Consider the following 19,121-nt stretch of genomic DNA (forward strand, 5'->3'; position numbering starts at 1 on the left):
TCCGGGTGACGAAAAATATCAGGCCGCTTCGGCTTCCGCGTCCGCAGGCAAGCGGATCATATAGTCGAACGCCGACAGCGCCGCCTTCGACCCCTCGCCCATCGCGATGACGATCTGCTTGTACGGGACCGTCGTACAGTCGCCGGCAGCGAAGATGCCGCGCTGGCTCGTCTCGCCGCGATGATCGACCTCGATCTCGCCGTGGCGCGACAGGGTGACGCTGTCCTTCAGCCATTCGGTGTTGGGGACAAGGCCGATCTGGACGAAAACGCCTTCGAGTTCGACCTGATGCGGTTCATCCGAATTGCGGTCCTTGTAGGCAAGGCCCGTCACCTTCTCGCCGTCGCCGAGCACTTCGGTGGTCAGCGCCGAGGTGATGATCCTGACGTTCGGCAGACTCGCGAGCTTGCGCTGAAGCACCGCGTCGGCGCGCAGGTCGCTGTCGAACTCGATCAGCGTGACGTGCGCGACGAGGCCCGCAAGGTCGATCGCCGCCTCTACGCCGCTGTTGCCGCCGCCGACCACCGCGACGCGCTTGCCCTTGTAGAGCGGACCGTCGCAGTGCGGGCAGTACGCGACGCCCTTGTTGCGATATTCGTCCTCGCCCGGCACGCCGAGCTGGCGCCAGCGCGCGCCGGTCGAGAGGATCACCGTTCGCGCCTTGAGCGACGCGCCGCTCGCGAGCTTGACCTCGTGCAGGCCGCCTTCGGCCTTCGCCGGGATCAGCTTCTCGGCGCGCTGCAGGTTCATGATGTCGACGTCATAATCTTTGACGTGCTGCTCGAGCTGCGCGACGAGCTTCGGCCCTTCGGTGTGCTGGACCGAAATAAAATTCTCGATTCCCATCGTGTCGAGCACCTGCCCGCCAAAGCGTTCGGCGGCAATGCCAGTGCGAATGCCTTTGCGCGCCGCATAGATGGCAGCCGCGGCACCTGCGGGCCCGCCCCCGACGACAAGCACGTCGAACGCGTCCTTGGCCGCGATCTTCTCGGCCGCCTTGGCTTCGGCTCCGCTGTCGAGTTTCGCGATTATCTGTTCGAGCTCCATGCGGCCCTGACCGAAAGTCTCGCCGTTCAGGAAAATCGTCGGCACCGCCATGATCTTGCGATCCTCGACCTCGGACTGGAACAGCCCGCCGTCGATCGCGGTGTGGGTGATGCGCGGGTTGACGACGCTCATCAGGTTGAGCGCCTGCACGATGTCGGGGCAATTCTGGCACGACAGCGAGAAATAGGTTTCGAAATGATAGTCGCCGTCGAGCGCGGCGACCTGCTCCAGCACCTCGGGCGCGACTTTCGGAGGGTGGCCGCCGACCTGAAGCAGCGCGAGGACGAGCGAGGTGAACTCGTGGCCGAGCGGGATACCGGCGAACCGCACGGCGATTTCGGGATGGCCGACGCGGCGGATCAGGAAGCTCGGGCGGCGCGCGTCGTCGTCGGCCCGCATCAGAGCGACCTTGTCCGACAAAGCCGCGATCTGGTCGAGGAGATCCGCAAGCTCGGTCGATTTCGCGCTGTTGTCGAGCGACGAAAGCAGTTCGATCGGTTCACGAAGATTCGTGAGGAGGCCTTGAAGCTGCTGCTTCAGATTGGCGTCGAGCATGGGGAGAGCTCCTGTTCGGTTTCAAAGAAATATCCGTGTGCACCCGCGAAGGCGGGTGCCCATCACCGGATGGTGCAAAATAGAACCGGCCGGAGATGGGTCCCCGCCTCCGCGGGGACACACGGGGAATTTAAGGCTTAGATCTTGCCGACGAGGTCGAGCGAGGGAGCCAGCGTTTCGGCGCCTTCTTCCCACTTCGCGGGGCAGACTTCGCCCGGGTGGCTGACCCAATATTGCAGCGCCTTGATCTTGCGCAGCAGTTCGGCGGCGTTGCGGCCCACGCCCTCGGGCGTGATCTCGAGGAGCTGGATTTCACCCTGCGGGTCGAGCACGAACGTGCCGCGGTCGGCGAGGCCGACGCCCTGGCGCAGAACTTCGAAATTGTTCGAGATGTTATGGTTCTGGTCGCCGACCATGTAATAGTTGATCTTGCCGATCGCCGGCGAGGTGTCGTGCCAGGCCTTATGGCAGAAATGCGTGTCGGTCGACACGGCATAGACTTCGACGCCCATCTTCTGCAGCTGCGGATAGATATCGGCGAGATCCTCGAGCTCGGTCGGGCAGACGAAGGTGAAATCGGCCGGGTAGAAGAAGAAGACCGCCCACTTGCCCTTCACGTCGGCGTCGCTGATGTCGACGAACTTGCCGTCCTTGTAGGCGGTGGCGTTGAAAGGCTTCAGGGTCGTGTTCAGAACGGACATTGAGGAGAGCTCCTTGGTTGTTGGAGGCTCCCTCTAGCCATGATTGTTGCAGCGCGGAAAGTGAAAATATAGGAAGTTTTGATCGATATTTTCGATTACTCCTTTCAGGCCGCGACCTGCCCCGTTTCGGGAAAAACCGCGGAATTGCGCTGAGCCTTTTGCGGCGCGGTCGTGATAAGCGTCCCCGAATGGACCAGATTCGCGACTCCATCTATTTCGAGCAGCTGGCGCGCGTCGCCCGGCTGAAAGCGAACGCGACCGACGACCCCTTCCTCGCGCGCCGCCTCCGCGAAGCCGCGGTCCGGCACGAGCAAAAGGCGCGCAAGCTGAAGCGCGCCGAACAGACGCCCGAATAGGGGCGGCCCGCCTTTTTCGATTCATGCGCCTGCTCGGAAAAATGGCGCGCCACGCAGTCGGTATCGAACGTGTCTCTGGCTGAAATTCCCTGTTCTGCGGGAATTAACAGGGAAATCATGGTTTTTTGCGTCATGACGTGCCTCGTGCCGGTGCACATAAAGCCGAGATTTCCGAACCTTTTCGGAGAAAATCGATCAAAATTCCCTGCGCGAATAACAGGGAATTTGATTCTCCATATCAGGGAAATCCTTCACCCTGAACAGGGAAGGCGCCGGCCGATAACAGCGAAATGCTCGGTTACAAAGGCCGCCAGCGCCGCCAGGATTGCGCGGATTTCCTGGTGCGACGAGCCGTGCATTTCATGCGATATGTTCGCTCAAATGTCCTTTTAATGGCTCTCTTTGTTCCCACGTTCCAGCTGGGCAAGAACATCGGGACAGGGGCATCATGGTCCAGGGATATTCACAGCTGGTCGAACGCGAGGTCGGGTCGCTTCGGCCCTATGCGCGCAATGCGCGGACGCATTCGAAAAGGCAGATCAAGCAGATCGCGGCATCGATCGAGCGCTTTGGCTTTACGAACCCGGTGCTGGTGTCCCACGATGGCGAGATCATCGCCGGCCATGGCCGGGTCGAGGCCGCGAAGCTGCTTGGTCTGCGCAAGGTTCCCACGCTCGCGCTGTCGCATCTGTCGGAGGCCGAACGGCGGGCCTATGTGCTCGCCGATAACAAGCTGGCCTTGAATGCCGGCTGGGACCGCGAGATGCTGGCGATCGAACTGCAGGGGCTGATCGATCTCGACTTCGATGTCGAACTCACCGGGTTCAGCCTCGCCGAAGTCGATCTGGTTCTCGACGAGGCTGGCGACAGTGATCCTGAGGGGTCCGATGATCCGGACGATCATGTTCCCGAGATAGCCGGGGTGCCGGTCAGCCGCATGGGCGACCTCTGGCTGCTCGGACGGCACCGCCTGCTGTGCGGCGATGCGCGGCGATCGGAGGATCTGGCGCTGCTGATGCAGGGCGAGCGGGCCGACATGGTCTTCACCGACCCGCCCTATAATGTGAAGATCGACGGCAATGTCTGCGGCCTCGGGTCGGTCCGGCACCGCGAGTTCGCGATGGCGACCGGCGAGATGAGCGAGGACCAGTTCGCGACCTTTCTGACCGAGACGCTCGGCAACATGGCAGAGATGATGCGCGACGGGGCGATTGCGTTTGTGTGCATGGACTGGCGCCACATGGGCGAATTGCTCATCGCCGGGCGGTCAGCGTTCACCGAGCTCAAGAATCTTGTCGTCTGGAACAAGACCAACGGCGGCATGGGCGCCTTCTATCGCTCGAAGCATGAGCTGATCTTCGTGTTCAAGCAGGGCACTGAAGAGCATACGAACAGCTTCGGCCTTGGCGAGACCGGGCGGTACCGGACCAATGTCTGGGACTATGCCGGGATCAGCTCGATCGGCGCAAGCCGGTCGGAGGAGCTTGCCATGCACCCGACGGTGAAGCCGGTCGCGCTCATTGCCGATGCAATCCGCGACTGCTCGCGTCGCGGTGAGATCATCCTTGATGCGTTCGGTGGATCGGGCAGCACGCTCATCGCCGCCGACAAGACCGGACGCATTGCCCGGCTCATCGAATATGATCCGCTCTACTGTGATACCATCGTCCGCCGCTGGGAAGCGCTCACCGGCAAGCGGGCCAAGCTCTCCTCGAGCGGCATGCCGTTCGAGGACGTCGCCGACGCGCGTATCGGTCTTGGTAGTGAGGCCGCCGAATGAGCGACGGTGATGACGATTACCCTGTGGGCTACGGCAAGCCGCCGGCTGAACACCGGTTCTCGAAGGGCAAATCGGGCAACCCGCGCGGCCGGCCGCGCAAGGCTCGCGCGGTCAAGCTGCCAACGAGCCGGTTGCTCGGTAGCGATGAGCCGACGACAACGCTGATCCTCGAGGAGGCCTATCGCACCGTGCGCGTTCGCGAAGGTGATCGGGTGGTGGATATGCCAGTCAACCAGGCGATCCTTCGTGCGATGCAGCAGAACGCACTCAAGGGAAATCGTATCGCCCAGCGCGACTTTACAATGCTGCTGCGCTCGATCGAGAGCGACCAGAAGCAAACCCAGCTCGAGTATTTTATGGCATTGGTCAGCTACAAGGACGACGCCGATCGCGAGATCGCGCGCTGCCAGAAGCTCGGGATCGAGCCTCCCGAGATGATCCCGCATCCCGATGACATCAAGATCGACCCCAAGCGTGGGACGGCTGAGGTCCACGGTCCCTTCTCGCCCGAAGAGAAGAAGCAGTGGGATCTCAGCATCGCGCGCCGCGACGAGGCTGCACGGGAGGTGAAGCGCGCTGCCCGCAAGCACCGGATGATCCGTGACCCGAAAATGCAGTCTATCCTGCTCGACGAATGGGTTCACGAACAACGCATCTTCGACATCATCAATGATCGGCTTCCGCCGCGATATCGAACCACGCTCGCGAACCGCAGCTATGCCGATGGCGCGTCGGAGGCCGGAGATTATGCCGAGGGCAAAAAGCTACGACGCAGAAGAGCTTCACGATAAAGTCTCCGAGGTAGCGACGCGTCATATCTGGCCGATAGCGGTCAGGCGGCTATCAAGCCCGAACCCAAGAAAGCCGACATTCCGCAGAGACCGGCGCGAATAATCCTTGGATGCGGTTCGGGTTTAGACCCAAGGAAACAAAGGGCGGGCTCACTTCCCCGCGCCCGCCCTTCCCTTTTTAGCTCAGAATTCGCCGGCGACCCCAATTCGCGCGGCCGTATTGTGACGCCCAGCGTAAGAGACGCCGGCCGTGAATGCGAACGGGTTGTCGGTATTGAACCGGTGCGCGATCGACGCGCCGGCCGCCTGTTCGCCGCGGAATGTGGCAAGGTTGAACGTATAGCTCGTCCGTCCAGGCTCCGACGGCATCGTCGCCGCGACCAGCGCAACCGCGGCGGCGGTTCCGCGCTGCGCCTCGCGGCGGTCGCGGTCGGTGATCGCATAAAGGTCGCCGATCTGTGCACTGTGCGTCGCGGCAAGCGACTGGAGCGCGGGAAGCGCGGTTCCGGCCATGCTTTCCAGCGACATCAGCCGATTGTCCTGCACATTGTTCACCGTCTGAATCGCCGCAATCTGGTTGTCCTGCACCATATTCTGCGACACGGCGGCATCGGCGGTAATGTGAGCCGCCGCCGCGGCGGTCGCGACCGTCTGGACCTGACCGACGTTCGCCGCATCGGTCGCCGCGGTGCCCGCGGCGACGTTCACGATACGCCGCTGAAAGCCCGCCGAGCCGACCGACACGGTATTCGCCTCATCGGCAACCGAGCTGGAGCCGATCGCAACCGAGTCCGCCCCCAACGCTTTCGCGTTCACGCCCAGCGCGGTCGCCCCGAGGGCCGTGGTCTGACTGTTCACGCCCAAGGCGACCGAATAGCCGCCATTGGCGAAGGCCCCCGACCCCGTCGCCGTGTCACCCTCCTTGATCGCGCGCGCGCCATAGCCCGTGGCAGTCGAGAAATCGCCCCCGGCAGCCGCGCCTTGGCCGAAAGCGGTGCTTGCAAGGCCGCTGGCAAGGCTGTCGCGACCGACTGCGGTCGCATTTTGCCCGCCTGCCGCGGCGTTGGCGCCGATCGCCACCGATGCCGGCGACGCGATCGTGTCACGACCAATGGCGATGCTGCCATCGGCCAGCGCATTCGCATTGTTGCCGATGGCGATGGCCGACAAGCCAAAGGCGCTGGAGGCTTTGCCCAAGGCGACAGCGCCGTCGCCGATCGCCTGATTGTCGGCGCCGATCGCTACAGCGCCGGTCCCGGTTGCGACATTCGGATCGCCGATCGCGACGGCGCCGTTGCCGGTTGCAGTCTGTCCCTGTCCCAGCGCGACCGCGCCATTGCCGCTTGCGCTGCTGCCGTCGCTTTGCAGGCTGCTATCGCCGCTGGTGCCGCTGCGCACCGCCGAGTTGGCGATCGCGGTCAGCGCCGCGGCACCCATGGCGGTATTCAATTGCCCCACATTGACGGCGTCGGACACCAGCGTCCCTGCCGCGACATTGGTGATCTGGCGCTGGAGGCCGGCGTTGCCGACCGATACGGTCGTGCCGCGGTCCGCCACCGATCCCCAGCCCAGCGCAACCGATTGGTCCGCGGTCGCGCTGCTGCCCGTACCAATGGCGGTCGAGCGCGTTTCTTCGGCAGCGGCGATGAAGCCGACCGCCATGGCTTCGTTGGCCGTCGCCTTGGCCCCGCTTCCATAAGCGGTGGCGCCCGGCGCCGAAGCTTCGGCGCCAAGCCCGCACTCCAGCGTATTTTCGGGGTCGTCGGGCGTGCCGAGAATGCCATCGCCCCCTGCGTTCTGAACGCACGGGACGGTCGCCTGTGCATAGGCGTTCGGCGCGACGCCGACGGCAGCAAGGATCGCAAGGGGCGCGGTCGCGCCAATGAGGGTGATCATGCGTTTCATATCGATCTTTCCTTATGGATCGGCGCAATACCGATCGGTTTCCGGGCAACCCCTCGCGACGACCTTTGGTGGCGCCTTGTTTGCGGTCACCTCGTCGACGCCGCCGAACGCGGCGCCGCGGGTGCAGCATTTGGAAAGACGGGAATGGTCGCCCGATCCGGACAGGCTTCGCCTCCGAAAAAGCGGAAATTATCTCGCCGACCGCAAATAAATCAGGCATCTAGGGTGCGTGCTACATGGCGCGTCATGCGGGGAGATGGGCGATCAACGATAAACCGGGTCGTGCGGGCAGCATCGACGGCGACGCCGACGCGCTCATCGCCACGCTGTATGACGAGCTCAAGATCATCGCGCGCCGCGAACATTATCGCGCGGGCGGCGGACAGACGCTTCAGACGACGGCGCTGGTTTCGGAAGCCTATCTGAAACTCAGCAAGCGCAACGATTGGGAGAACGAACGGCATTTTCTCGGCTGCGCGGCGACCGCGATCCGCCACATACTGATCGACGCCGCGCGCGCGCGCATGACGGCGAAGCGTGGCGCTCCCGACTATGCCTTTACCGAAAGCCTCGATTCGCTCGCCGCGGCGGCGCCCGAGGACGAGGATGTCGTGCGGCTGGGCGAGGCTTTGCAACGGCTCGCGCGCCTCGACCCCAATCTTGCGCAACTGATCGACTGCCGCTTCTTCGCCGGGATGACCGAGGAGGAAACCGCAAAAATCCTGGGCGTCAGCGACCGGACGGTGCGCCGCTGGTGGCTCCAGGCGCGCGCTTGGGTGCACAACGAAATGGGCGCGGGCTAGGTGCTCAAGCGCCGACGCAATGTGGCGAAGGATTTGAGGTAGGATTCGCCCGGCGCGCCGAGCGTCCTGAATATCTGTTCCGATGCGTCGGCCTCGCGCCGCGCCTCGGCCATCCGCCCCTGCTTCAGACGGATGATCGCCCGCGTCCGCGCCGCAATGCCCTGCGGCAGGCCGACCGGTCCCATCGAGGCGATCCGCGGCGCGGCTTCGGCAAGTAACGCTTCGGCCCGTCCGGTGTCGCCCGCCTCGGCCAAGGCTTCGGCAAGGCCGAGCGTGATGACGAGCGTCGGCACCGCATCGGGGCCAAGATTGTCGATCGCCATCGGCCGCGCCTCGCCAAGAACATCGCGCGCCGCGGCGAATTTTCCCAGCGCCAGTTCGGCGCGCCCCAGTTGCAGCAGATCGACCGCCAGCGCCGCGGACTTGCCGAACACCGCGCGGCGGCGGTCGGCGACGCTGCGGAACAGGCGCTCAGCCTCGGCCAGCCGGTCGAGCTTCATCAGCCGGACGCCCTTCAATTGTTCGATCGCCAGCCCCTGTACGCTGCCCTGTTGCCCCGTCCGCGCCAGCGCTGCGTCGGCGGCGGCAAAGACCGCGGGCATCGCATCGAGCCGGTTCGCCTCGACCATATAGACGAGCAGGTTGTTATATCGGGTCAACAGTTCGCGATGATCCTCGGCATAGACGCGGTCGGCGTCGGGCAGGCTCGATTGCAGCAACCGGATCGCCGTGTCGTAATCGCCCTTGCGCCGCGCGAGCTGCGCCCGGCCGCTCATGCTTTCGAGGCGTTCCTTGCGGAAACGCGCCGGGTCGGCAGCAAAGACGGCATCGGCCGAATCGAGCAGCGGCGCCATGTCGTCGGTCCGCCCCATCGCGGCAGCGGTCGAGGCGAGGCGCAGCTTGATCTCTGCGGTCGCCACCGGATCGCCGGCGCCGATGCCGCGCGCAAGCGCCTGGCTGAGCAGCGCGTCGGCACCGGCGGCATCCTCCAGATTGACGTAAAGATCGGCAAGCGTGGTAATCAGCGTAGCCGATTTCGCGCTCCGGTCGACCGACGCGACGAGCTGCGCCGCCGTCTGATCGAGCATCTGCTTGACCGTCGCCTCTTCGCCGACCGCGCTGCTGGCGGTGTCGCGGAACATGACGGTCAGCATGCGGTTGATCGATTCCGATCGCCGCGCTTCGGCCAAGGCGACGTCGCGCTCGATCGCCGTCTGACGCGCCTGCCACGCCGCCGCACCGCCCCCCGCCACGATGGCGAGCAGAGCGGCGCCTGCCGCTGCCGTCGCAACGCGGTGCCGGCGCAGGTAGCGCCCGATCGTATAGCCCGCCGAACCCGAGCGCGCCGCAACGGGGCGCAAGGCCATATGGCTCCGGACATCGTCGACCAGCTCGCCGACGCCGCGATAACGGTCTTGCGGCGCGCGGCGCATCGCTTTGAGCACGATTGCGTCGAGATCGCCCGCCACCTCGCGCCGCCCGAAGGGATAGCCGGGCGGCACGAGTGCGCTGGGCAAGGGCGGGTCTTCGTTCAGGATGCGCCGGATCACCGACGGCAGCGCCGATCCCGGCTCGCGCCACGGGCTGTGACCGGTAAGCAATTCGAACAACAATACGCCCAGCGCATAGACGTCGGTGGCAACGGTCGGGGCGGCATTGCCGAGTTGTTCGGGCGCAGCATAATCGGGGGTCATCAGCGCAACCGTGGTTTGCGCCTCGCCCTCGCCTTCGATCTCCACAAAGCGCGCGATGCCGAAATCGAGCAGCCGCACGCGGCCGTCGCCGTCGACCAATATGTTCGACGGCTTGAGGTCGCGGTGGACGATCAGGTGGCCGTGCGCATAGGCCACCGCTTCGCAGACATCGCAGAACAGGCGCAATCGCGTCGCAAGATCGGCGTCATGGGTCCGGCACCACGCGTCGATCGGCTCGCCGGTCACATATTCCATCGCCATATAGGGCCGCCCGTCGGGGGCGACACCGCCGTCGATCAGCCGCGCAATCCCCGGATGCTCAAGCCCGGCGAGCAGGCGGCGTTCCCGGTCGAACAACTCGCTGTGCGCAACCGATTCGGGACGTAGCAGCTTGATCGCCACCTGCTGGTCGAACATCCTGTCGCTGCGATGCGCGGCATAGACCTCCCCCATCCCGCCGCGCCCGATCAGGCGGTCGATGGTGAAGCCGCCGATGACGGCGCCCTCGGAAAGAGAGCTGTATGCGCGGCGCGGGGCGGTTTCGAGCGACGACGGCGCCGCGCCGTCCAATATCCCCGAATTGCGCGACGCAGCGAGCAACGCCCGCAACTGCCCGCCAATGAAGTCGTCCTCCGCCGCCAGCCGGTGCTCCTGCGCCGTGGGGTCGAGATCGATCAATTCGGCGAACAGCGCCTGAATATGGCTCCATTCGGACCGGCTCGGCTGCCGCACCATATCGCCCCTCCCCCGACGCATCATCACGCTTCGGTACGAAGCAGCACCGCCGCGCGGCGGTCGTCAAGCACCAAGTTTGCGGGCAAGCGCCATGGCCTGTTCCCTGGACGCTTCGCTCGCCGGTACCGTGATGATCGCGAATTTATCCTCATCGATGAAGACATTGAGCGATTTGGTCATCCCAGCCCAAAAGGCCGCCTTGCCGAGCCCGTCGATCGTCTCGACATGACCGCCGAAACCCTTGAGCGTCTGCTCCAGGCCATTGCGGGTCAGGTTGATCGATCCTTCGCTATTGTCGCCGATCGGCGACCAGCGCAGCATCAGGGTGGCCGATCCGCCATCGGCAAGCTGATAGCTGCATTCGGAGGTGACCGCGGTCGCGCCGTCGCTTTGGCTGACATTGCCGAGCCGCGTTTCGGTGACCGCCTGTCCGAGGATCGCCGACATCGACGCCTTGTCGACCACGGCGCAGGCGTCGGCGGCATTCCAGTCGCGCGGCGGGGCCGTCCCGCTCTTCGCCGCATCCGACGAAGCCGTACCCGCGCCATCGCCCTTGCCCGCCGCTTCGCCGCCACATCCTGATAGCGTCAGGGACGCCGCGACGGCAGCCAGCATGATCAATCTGCTCATCCCCAAAATCCTTTCGTTCGCAAATGATGTCAGCGGCACGCGCCGGGGCGGCTCGCCCGCCGGTCCGCGCTCATATAGGTCGCATAGCCAAGGCGGTCGGCCTCGGTGAGGCCGCGCGCGAAGCCGATCAGCTTGCCGCCGTCAGGCGTCAGCCCGAAATAGCCGCGCAACCGCCGCGGCGTGCCGTCGGGGCCCGTCTCCACCATGTCGAGCGTCAACACCCGGCCGTCGATGTGGCCGGTAACGCGTCCCGCCTGATATTCGTAACAGCCGGTTACCGTATCGCCGCTCTGCGTAAGGTTGAGCGTGCCCCAGCCGCTCCATCCTTCATAGCGTCCGGTGACATCGGGCAGCGTCGCGGTGGCGGTGAGCTGGCGGCCATAGCCGTGAAAGCCGGTGAGGCCGGTATAATCGTCGCCATAATTGCTCGCGATCGTCAGCCGCACCCAGCGACCGACCGGGCGATGCTCAGGGTCGAAGCCGAAGCTCTGACCATCCTTCTTCATCTTCAGATCGGCCGCCAGGATAGGCACGAAACCACTGCGCGCCGACGTGTCGGACAGTTCGACGCAGATCGCGCGCGGTGACTTTTCGTCGCGATTGAGGAAGGCGGTGTCAAAGGCGACGCGCGACAATTCGGTTCGCTCCGCCAGTTCGAGCACGAACACGGCGGGCCGCCCCGCTTCGCCCGTCCAGTCGGTCGTCGCCGATCCGTCGATCAGGTTGAACGGGCTGCTGTCCATCGCCGTAAATTCGGCGTCGTCCGGAACCTGCACCAACCGCGCCCCTTGCGAAAAGGCGAACAAGTCGGTCGCGGGACCGGTTTGCGCCGCCGCCGGTGCGGCGAGCGCGAGCGCGACAATCATCGTTCCGAGATATTTCATTTCTTCTGCTTCCTTTTCTTTGCGGTTTCGACGACCGCGCGCAGCAGCGGCGAAACGCCGCCGGCGACGGGCGCCTCGATGCCCACGGCGCCGGTCAGCGGGTCGACCCGGTCGCCGATCCGGCGCAGGCCTTCCTCCGCATCGACCGCTTCCGCGTCGCGTTTCTCACCCAGCAAATCACGCCCCGCCGCAGCCGCGCCCAGATCGCCGAAGCGCCGCCGCGCCGCCGCCCGGCCAACCGGGTCGCTACCCGCCGACCAGCCTTCTTCTTCGGGCCGATCGGGGGCGCCGGCCTTGGCCGCGCCATCCGAATTGCCTTCGGGAGGCGCGTCCCGGTTGCTCCGATCCGACCCGCCATTGTCGTTGGCATTGCTGTCGTTGCGCGCCGAACGATCGTCGCCATCGGCTCCCGACTTGTCCTTCTGGCTGTTCGGTGCTTCGCGTCCCGAGTTGTTTGCGGGCGTCTCATTCTGGTTTCGATCGACCGACCTGTCCGATCCCGAGCCCGCCGAATTGCCCTGCGCGGGCAGGTTTCTTGCCGATCCGCCGGCGCTGTCGCGGCCGCCGCCTGAGTTTCCGTTTTCGGCGGGACCGCCGTTCGAGCGCCGGTTGCCGTTGCCATTGCTATTGTCGGACCGACCGCCGTTTGCACCGCCGAAGGAGTTCAGCGCGCCCTCGATCCCGGTGCTGCCGGAATTGGTGCCGCCCTGCGCCGAGTTACCGCCGCTGCCGCCGTTGCTGTTCCCGCCCAGCCCGGCCACCGAATTGAGCAGGCCGGCGCTGGACCCCAAATTGCCTTCGCCGGCAGAATTGAGGCCGACACCGCCAGCCGATCCGCCATTGCCGTTATCGGGTAAGGCGGCGGCACGACCATAGCCGCGTTCGACATCGGAGACCCGGACACCCTCATTGACGTCGCCGCTTAGTCCGGACGGCACTGCCCCGTTCGCACCACCGCTCTTTTTGCCCGTGGCGAACGAGTCCCGACCAGCAGCATTGTCCGAAGATGCAGCCCCTTCGACGGTGTCCGGATCCAAGACGGTCTTCGGCAGCGTATCAAACTGTCCACGGCGGGAATTGCCGGGATTGCCGATGATGGTCACGGGCTGTGCCGGCACGACCGGCACCGCAATGGAACTGCGCTGCTTGCCGGGCGGCGGTTCAGCGGGCCGCTGCTGCGCATCTCGTTGTTCAGGCGGTTGCTCGGTCGCGGCAAATTGGGCCAGGCAATCCGGCGCCAATCCAACTGTGGCACATACGGCCAATGCTACCCGGCCACCCGTCCCGATCCACTTCCTCATCGATTTTCTCCCGTCTGCCCTCGTGCCACGGCGCAAGTCGTCGGGCAGGCATTCTTCCCGAACCTTTCGCTAGACGAGAGAGGCTGGTGAAAGCGGACAGCACCGTGCGGGATTGTCCGATTTTTTTGGCGCCGAAGGCAGCAGCTCCGTTTCCGAGTTCCGCGCAGCCCGTTCCGAAACGATTGCCAATCGAAGCCGATCAAGAATCTGCAGTCTGCTTTCAGATCGCGACCGGCGCCTGTTCGAGCCTCCGATTTCAGGCGCGTTGCATACCGGCCGCTAGTTTGCTCGACTTGGCCGATTTCGGACTGACTGCTTTCCGGCATGAAGGGCGAATTTCAGACGTTCCGAGAAAACCAGTGCTTTGCGCGACTAACGAACTGGAACGGACAAGCTCGCCAATGCTTTAAAGACTTCATTTTTCGCTGATGATCGGGACAAGGTCGATGTCGTCCCGCTTGGCACGGCGTTCGATCACAATGATCGAGATCGCGCTTGCCAGCGTGAGAAGCGACAGCGGCGCCAGCGCGAGCGCATAACTGTCCGTCGCATCATGGACCCAGGCATAGACGTTGACCATCAGGCCGCCACCGATGAGGTTGGCAGTCGCATTGATCGCAGCGATGCCGACCGCGGCGCTCGCGGGGCTGAGCCACCCCGACGCGAGACTCCAGAACGGCCCCTTGAAGCAATAAGCGCCAACAAGGATGCAGGTTAGCATCAACACGACCAACGCAAGCGACGGCGCAAAGGCGGCGAGCGCCGTGCTGAGCGTGATGAGCAGCAACGGGATCGCCGTGTGCCAGCGGCGCTCGCCGGTCCTGTCCGAATGATAGCCCCAGAGGAGCATTGCGATTGTCGCCACGCCATAGGGGATCGAATTGACGAGGCCCGTGGTAAAATCGCTGAGTCCGAAGGATTTGAGAAACTGGGGCTGCCAAACGCCAAGCACCGATCCTGAAGCCGAGGCACCGGCACAGGCGAGCACTAGACCCCAGAACTGGAGATTCTTGAAGACATGCCATTTGGGCTGGTCGGCCTGGCCGCCGACGGGCCGCTTCGACGAGACCATCTCGGCCTCGAGCCACGCCTTCTCCTCTCCCGACAGCCATTTCGCCTGCGCGGGCCGGTCGGTGAGCATCCAGAGACAGGCAATGCCGAGAAAGGACGCCGGCAGCCCTTCAAGGATGAATAGCCAGTGCCAGCCGCGCAGCCCCCATATGCCGTCCATGGCGAGCAACGCGCCCGAGAGCGGCGAGGAAATGAAACTCGCGAGGGGGATGGCGACGGCGAACATCGCGAGGATACGGCCACGATAGGCCGGCGGAAGCCAGTAGGTGAGGTACAGGATGATGCCTGGAAAAAAGCCCGCCTCTGCCGCGCCCAGTATGAAGCGCAGCACGTAGAAGGAGGTCGCCCCCTGCACGAACGCCATGGCGGCCGAGATCAGCCCCCATGTAATCATGATCCGCGCGATCCAGCGGCGCGCGCCGAACTTCTCGAGCGCGAGGTTGCTTGGCACCTCGACGAGAAAATAGGAGACGAAGAAAAGGCTGGCGCCGAAGGCGAATTGGGACTTGGTCAAGCCGATGTCCTCGGTCATCTGCAGCGACGCCATGCCGACATTGGTGCGGTCGATCAGCGCGAACAGATAACAGACGACGAGGAAGGGCAGCAGGCGCCACTGGACCTTGCGCATGACGGTCCGTTCGATTTCGTTTGCGACCACGTTCTTGTCCTTACAATCGGCAGGATGACTTAGTCCCGAAGGCCCTTGGTAATCGCCCCGGATTCAACAGCGTCGAGATAGGCCGAAGTGCAGCGTTCGAGAATCTGAAGATTCTTGCGCGAATGGTCCGCGCTCAGCACGAAGGGATTGGGACGGCTCGGGACAAGGATTTCGTCGATAATCCGCGGGATGGTCGCGTCGCCCCAGCTATGCGTGTTGAGCGGCACGTCGACCTTCAGCTTCTCAGATTCCGCAGTGAAAACGGCAAGCGACTGGATCATCTCGCGGATCGAAGCGGCATTGGGGCGCATGCCCTTGCCGCCCCAGAAGGATGCCATATGGCGCTGTCCGTTCGCCTCGACGGGCGCAAAAACCGAAATGGTACCCTTGGTGTGGCCCGGCGTCGGCAAAAGGACAATGTCCGTCTTTCCGAGCTTGAGCGTCATGCGCCCTTTCACCGAAACGTCGAGGGGCTTCATCGATTCCGGAAACGAAAGCTTGCCGTCACCGAACGGCGCATCGGCGCCCGCGACGATCTTCGCGCCCGTCGCGGCCTTCAGCAGCGGCGCGCCGGCGAAATGATCGAAATGCTCGTGCGTGACAATGATATATTTGAGGTCGCCGGGCGAGAATCCCGCTTTCGTCATCCAGTCGAGGATCGCGCGCCCGTGCGCCTCGCTGCCCCCCGCATCGACCAGCACAAGCCCGTCGGGGGTGCGGATCGCATAGGCGGCCAGATTGAGGTAGCCGAGATAATAGACATTATCGAGAATCCTGGTGCCGAACAGGAAATCGGTCGTTTCCATGACGCTCGGGCGGAACGGCGCTGGCACCGGGTCGACATAATAGCAATGGTAGTTGCGCATCGCGCGCAGCAGCATGTCGTCGCCGGCAAGCCGGTCGGCTTCGGCGATCTTCGCGCGCGCCGTCTCGGGCAGCGGCACGCCGACCGGCTTGGTCTGGCCCGAAGCGCTCGCGACGAACGCAAGAGACAGAAAGGCTGCGGTCCCGGCGGTCAGGTTTTTCCTCGTCATTGTCTCACTCTCCCATATATGTTCGCCGTCGACCGCGGCGCTTATCAATCATGCTGCCGAGGGTAGTTTCGACGGTTCTGTGGGCTTGGCCGCGTTCACGACAAAAGCTGGATCCAGCTCCCGTCCGGCCAGGCAATCGAGCACTTGCGTCATCGCAAGCATGCCGACCCGTTCCCCGGCCTCGACCGTACTCGCGCCGATGTGCGGACTGAACACGACGTTCGGCAGGCTGCGCAGCTCGGCGTCCAGTTCAGGTGGTTCGAACGGGAAGGTATCGAGCCCCGCCCCGCCGATTGGGCCGTCACGTAGCGCCGCTGCGAGCGCAGCAAGGTCCACAAGCCCGCCCCGTGCCGTGTTGATGAGGATCGCCCCCTTCTTCATGGCGGCGAGCTGCGGAGCGCCGATCATGTTGCGCGTCGCCGGCGTCAGCGGGCAATTGAGGCTCACGATATCGCTCCGCACGATCAGATCCTCAATATTCGCCGCCACGGCTTCACCGAGATCGGAGGGTTCCACGTCGATCGGGTCATATTTGACGATCTTCATCCCGAACCCGCGTCCAATGCCGGCGAGATGGCGACCGATCGCGCCGAAGCCGACGATGCCGAGGGTCTTTCCGAAAAGCTCGGTGCCGAGGAAATGGGGTTTGTCCCAATGACCGCCGCGCATGCGCGCATCGAGATGGGCGACGCGACGCGCAACGCCAAGCATGAGGGCGAAAGCCTGCTCGGCAACGGAAATCGCATTCGCACCGGCGGCGATCGTCACAGGAATTCCGCGCGCCGCGGCCGCCGCTACGTCGATGCTATCGTAGCCGACGCCATGCTTCGCGATGATTTTGAGCTCGGGCGCCAGCGCCATCGCCGCGTCGGTCATCTCACCGAGCCGCACGATCACGCCGTCGGGCCGGTGCCGGGCCATGAAATCTTCAAGCTCGCTCCCACGCAGATAGCGATCGCTGGTCACCACGATAGCGCCGGCATCCTCTGCAAGAGCCATCGCCTGCGGCGCTATGGACTTTCCGAGAATAGCGATCGTCGGTTTGGCGGACGTCATCAGCCTTCGGCTCCCGAAACGCCCGCACATCCGAGCTTGATCAGGGTCCGGTCGACCCAGCTGCGATCGTTGGTTCCGGCCGCGATGGCGTCCAGCTGCGCCGTCTCCGCCCGATGCTTGGCTTGTGCCGCGGCATGGATTGCGTCGGTCTCCCGAGCCGGGACGGCGATGACGCCATCGGCATCGCCCAGAATTAGATCGCCGGGCTCGACCACGAGGCTGCCCAGCGCGATGGCGACATTCACTTCACCCGGACCATCCTTATAGGGACCGCGGTGCGTCACCCCCGCTGCGAAGACGGGATAGTCGTCCTGCGAGATCGCGCCGAAGTCGCGGATCGCGCCGTTGAGAACGAACCCCGCCACGCCCTTTTTCTTCGCATAGGCGATCATAAGCTCGCCGATGAGGGCGTTGGTGAGGTCGCCTCCGGCATCGACGACGATCACGTCGCCCGCTTCGGCCATGTCGAGCGCCTTGTGGATCATCAGATTGTCACCGGGCCGGGTTCTCACAGTGAGAGCCCTACCGGCGAGGACGCCGGCCCGGTGCATCGGCCGCAGAGATGGACCTGCAGCCGGAATACGGTTCATGACGTCGCTCACATTGGCAACGGGGAGCGAACGAAAGCGTTCGATATCGGCATCGGTGACGCTTCGGGTCCGCTGATGGACGCTAAATCCGGTCATGGGTGGTCTTTTTCCTTCTCTGCGCCGGGTCAGAATTTGAACCGGACGCCGGCGCGAAAGAGGCGGCCGAAGCTGTCGTGAAGCGTGGTGTTTACCGCGACCGGAACGTTGCCGGCCGACGGATTGATCGGCGGATCGTTGCTCAGAATATTGCGGACGTTGAGGAACATCTCGACCTGCCCGTCGCCAACGTCGGGCTTGAAGCTGATCTGGCCGTCAAGATAGGCCTGCGCCGGGATATGCTGGAGGTCGATTGCCGTCGGGCCGCGGGTCACGTCGTAGCGACCGCCCCCGACATAGCGCATCTGGAGAAAACCACCGAAGCGTTCGGTGTCGTAATTGACCTGCGCGACGCCCTGCCAGCGCGGGAAATTGCTGAGCCCGACTTCGCCCGCGCGGTCGATTGGCGCCGCGCCCGGCGTGGTTTGTTCCTGCTTGCCGATATAGGCGGCGAGCGCGCGGAGGCTGAGCGTCCCCTGCCCGACGCTGGTGCGATAGCCCGCTTCGATGTCGACGCCATTGACCTTGGCCGACGCAAGATTGATCGGAAAGGCGTTGAAGCGGATGATGTTGTTCGATCCGTCGCGCACCACCACCGCGCACGCTGCCGCCACGCCGTCGAAGCACTGATCGACGGCGGTCTGCGCCGCAATCGTGCCGATCGCATCGTCGATCTTGATATCGTAATAGTCGACCGAGACGTTGAAGCCCGGCAGCCACGACGGGCTGTAGATCGCGCCGAAGGTCAAGGTGTCGGCAATTTCCGGCTTCAGATTCGGATTGCCTGTGTTGAGAGTCGGGATTCCGATCACGCGGATCCCGCCGTTCACCGGATCGTCGACCGAGGAAATATTCTGGCGCCCGGCCTGGAACAGCTCGGAGAGATTTGGCGCACGAATGTCGCGCGACCGCGTGCCGCGGAAGCGAAGATCGTCGAACGGCTTGTAGCTGAGGCCGACCTTCCAGGTCTTCACCGAACCGCTGGTGCTGTAGTCGGTGATGCGGCCCGCGGCGTTGAGATCGAGTTCGCGGATCAGCGGGACGTCGCGCAGCAGTGGCACGACGAGTTCGGCATAGGCCTCCTTCACATTATAGCGACCCGACCAGGGCGACGGATTACCAAAGAGGAAGGCACCGGTGGGCGAGATTGCATCGGTCGTGACGTTGGCGCGTTCCTTGCGATATTCGCCGCCGACCGCGAAGTTGATCGGACCCGCCCAGCCTTCGACGAGTGATCTGCCCCCTTCTGAGTGGTCCAAAATTGATGATATTTTGGACGACGAAGGAGATATAGAATGCCGAGCAAGAAGCATCGCCCGGAAGAGATTATCGGCAAGCTACGTGAGGCGGAGGTTGTGCTTGCGCAGGGCGCTACGACCGCCGAGGCGTGTCGTCGGATCGCGATCAGCGAGCAGACCTATTATCGGTGGCGCA

Annotated in this window: 17 protein-coding genes; 5 read left to right on the forward strand and 12 right to left on the reverse strand. The window is 64.2% G+C overall.

Going from position 1 to position 19,121, the window contains the following annotated elements:
- Positions 1 to 18 precede the first annotated feature (18 nt).
- Together ahpF and ahpC are read right to left on the reverse strand one after the other, a co-directional pair.
- A complete protein-coding gene (ahpF, locus tag ACE3SL_RS04830) occupies positions 19 to 1,602 on the reverse strand; it encodes an alkyl hydroperoxide reductase subunit F (RefSeq protein WP_374524626.1) in 1,584 nt (527 codons plus the stop codon).
- 137 nt (positions 1,603 to 1,739) lie between these two features.
- A complete protein-coding gene (gene ahpC, locus ACE3SL_RS04835; RefSeq protein WP_297661279.1) occupies positions 1,740 to 2,303 on the reverse strand; it encodes an alkyl hydroperoxide reductase subunit C in 564 nt (187 codons plus the stop codon).
- A gap of 188 nt (positions 2,304 to 2,491) precedes the next feature.
- On the opposite strand from ahpC, the gene ACE3SL_RS04840 reads away from it, so the two are divergent.
- The 3 genes from ACE3SL_RS04840 (at position 2,492) to ACE3SL_RS04850 (ending at position 5,230) form a co-directional block, all read left to right on the forward strand.
- Positions 2,492 to 2,659: a hypothetical protein gene (locus ACE3SL_RS04840; protein WP_374524627.1), complete on the forward strand. Its 168-nt coding sequence runs from the start codon at positions 2,492 to 2,494 to the stop codon at positions 2,657 to 2,659.
- A 448-nt stretch (positions 2,660 to 3,107) separates the two neighbouring features.
- On the forward strand, positions 3,108 to 4,439 hold the full coding sequence (locus tag ACE3SL_RS04845; RefSeq protein ID WP_374524628.1) for a site-specific DNA-methyltransferase: 1,332 nt from the start codon (positions 3,108 to 3,110) through the stop codon (positions 4,437 to 4,439).
- Positions 4,436 to 5,230, forward strand: a complete 795-nt coding sequence (locus tag ACE3SL_RS04850; RefSeq protein WP_374524629.1) for a DUF5681 domain-containing protein — start codon at positions 4,436 to 4,438, stop codon at positions 5,228 to 5,230. Before ACE3SL_RS04845 ends, ACE3SL_RS04850 begins: the two co-directional genes overlap by 4 nt.
- Before the next feature lie 183 nt (positions 5,231 to 5,413).
- Here the strand turns inward: ACE3SL_RS04850 and ACE3SL_RS04855 are convergent, their stop codons facing one another.
- Positions 5,414 to 7,135, reverse strand: coding sequence for a YadA-like family protein (locus ACE3SL_RS04855; RefSeq protein ID WP_374524630.1), 1,722 nt, complete (start codon positions 7,133 to 7,135; stop codon positions 5,414 to 5,416).
- A 236-nt stretch (positions 7,136 to 7,371) separates the two neighbouring features.
- Between ACE3SL_RS04855 and ACE3SL_RS04860 the strand changes: the two genes are divergently transcribed.
- A complete protein-coding gene (locus tag ACE3SL_RS04860) occupies positions 7,372 to 7,938 on the forward strand; it encodes an ECF-type sigma factor (RefSeq protein ID WP_374524631.1) in 567 nt (188 codons plus the stop codon).
- On the opposite strand, the gene ACE3SL_RS04865 is transcribed toward ACE3SL_RS04860, so the two are convergent.
- The 9 genes from ACE3SL_RS04865 to ACE3SL_RS04905 all read right to left on the reverse strand — a co-directional run bounded on the left by ACE3SL_RS04865 (position 7,935) and on the right by ACE3SL_RS04905 (position 18,946).
- Complete coding sequence (locus ACE3SL_RS04865) at positions 7,935 to 10,367, reverse strand: protein kinase (RefSeq protein ID WP_374524632.1); 2,433 nt, start codon at positions 10,365 to 10,367, stop codon at positions 7,935 to 7,937. The genes ACE3SL_RS04860 and ACE3SL_RS04865 overlap by 4 nt on opposite strands.
- Positions 10,368 to 10,430: 63 nt before the next feature.
- Positions 10,431 to 10,997, reverse strand: coding sequence for a hypothetical protein (locus ACE3SL_RS04870; RefSeq protein ID WP_374524633.1), 567 nt, complete (start codon positions 10,995 to 10,997; stop codon positions 10,431 to 10,433).
- Between the two features lie 29 nt (positions 10,998 to 11,026).
- Positions 11,027 to 11,881: a hypothetical protein gene (locus ACE3SL_RS04875; protein WP_374524634.1), complete on the reverse strand. Its 855-nt coding sequence runs from the start codon at positions 11,879 to 11,881 to the stop codon at positions 11,027 to 11,029.
- A complete protein-coding gene (locus ACE3SL_RS04880) occupies positions 11,878 to 13,182 on the reverse strand; it encodes a hypothetical protein (protein ID WP_374524635.1) in 1,305 nt (434 codons plus the stop codon). The genes ACE3SL_RS04875 and ACE3SL_RS04880 overlap by 4 nt, the downstream gene beginning before the upstream one ends.
- 415 nt (positions 13,183 to 13,597) lie before the next feature.
- Positions 13,598 to 14,911, reverse strand: a complete 1,314-nt coding sequence (locus ACE3SL_RS04885) for an MFS transporter (RefSeq protein WP_374524636.1) — start codon at positions 14,909 to 14,911, stop codon at positions 13,598 to 13,600.
- Positions 14,912 to 14,940: 29 nt separating this feature from the next.
- On the reverse strand, positions 14,941 to 15,945 hold the full coding sequence (locus tag ACE3SL_RS04890; protein ID WP_374524637.1) for an MBL fold metallo-hydrolase: 1,005 nt from the start codon (positions 15,943 to 15,945) through the stop codon (positions 14,941 to 14,943).
- Positions 15,946 to 15,993: 48 nt separating this feature from the next.
- Positions 15,994 to 17,001, reverse strand: a complete 1,008-nt coding sequence (locus ACE3SL_RS04895) for a hydroxyacid dehydrogenase (RefSeq protein ID WP_374524638.1) — start codon at positions 16,999 to 17,001, stop codon at positions 15,994 to 15,996.
- A complete protein-coding gene (locus tag ACE3SL_RS04900) occupies positions 17,001 to 17,687 on the reverse strand; it encodes an RraA family protein (protein ID WP_374524639.1) in 687 nt (228 codons plus the stop codon). The genes ACE3SL_RS04895 and ACE3SL_RS04900 overlap by 1 nt, the downstream gene beginning before the upstream one ends.
- 29 nt (positions 17,688 to 17,716) lie before the next feature.
- A complete protein-coding gene (locus ACE3SL_RS04905) occupies positions 17,717 to 18,946 on the reverse strand; it encodes a TonB-dependent receptor (RefSeq protein ID WP_374524640.1) in 1,230 nt (409 codons plus the stop codon).
- A gap of 36 nt (positions 18,947 to 18,982) precedes the next feature.
- Here ACE3SL_RS04905 and ACE3SL_RS04910 point away from each other — a divergent pair.
- The coding region (locus ACE3SL_RS04910; RefSeq protein ID WP_374524642.1) for a transposase at positions 18,983 to 19,121 on the forward strand (139 nt) is incomplete at its 3' end.

It is taken from the genome of Sphingopyxis sp. (assembly GCF_041916015.1).
GTDB lineage: Bacteria > Pseudomonadota > Alphaproteobacteria > Sphingomonadales > Sphingomonadaceae > Sphingopyxis.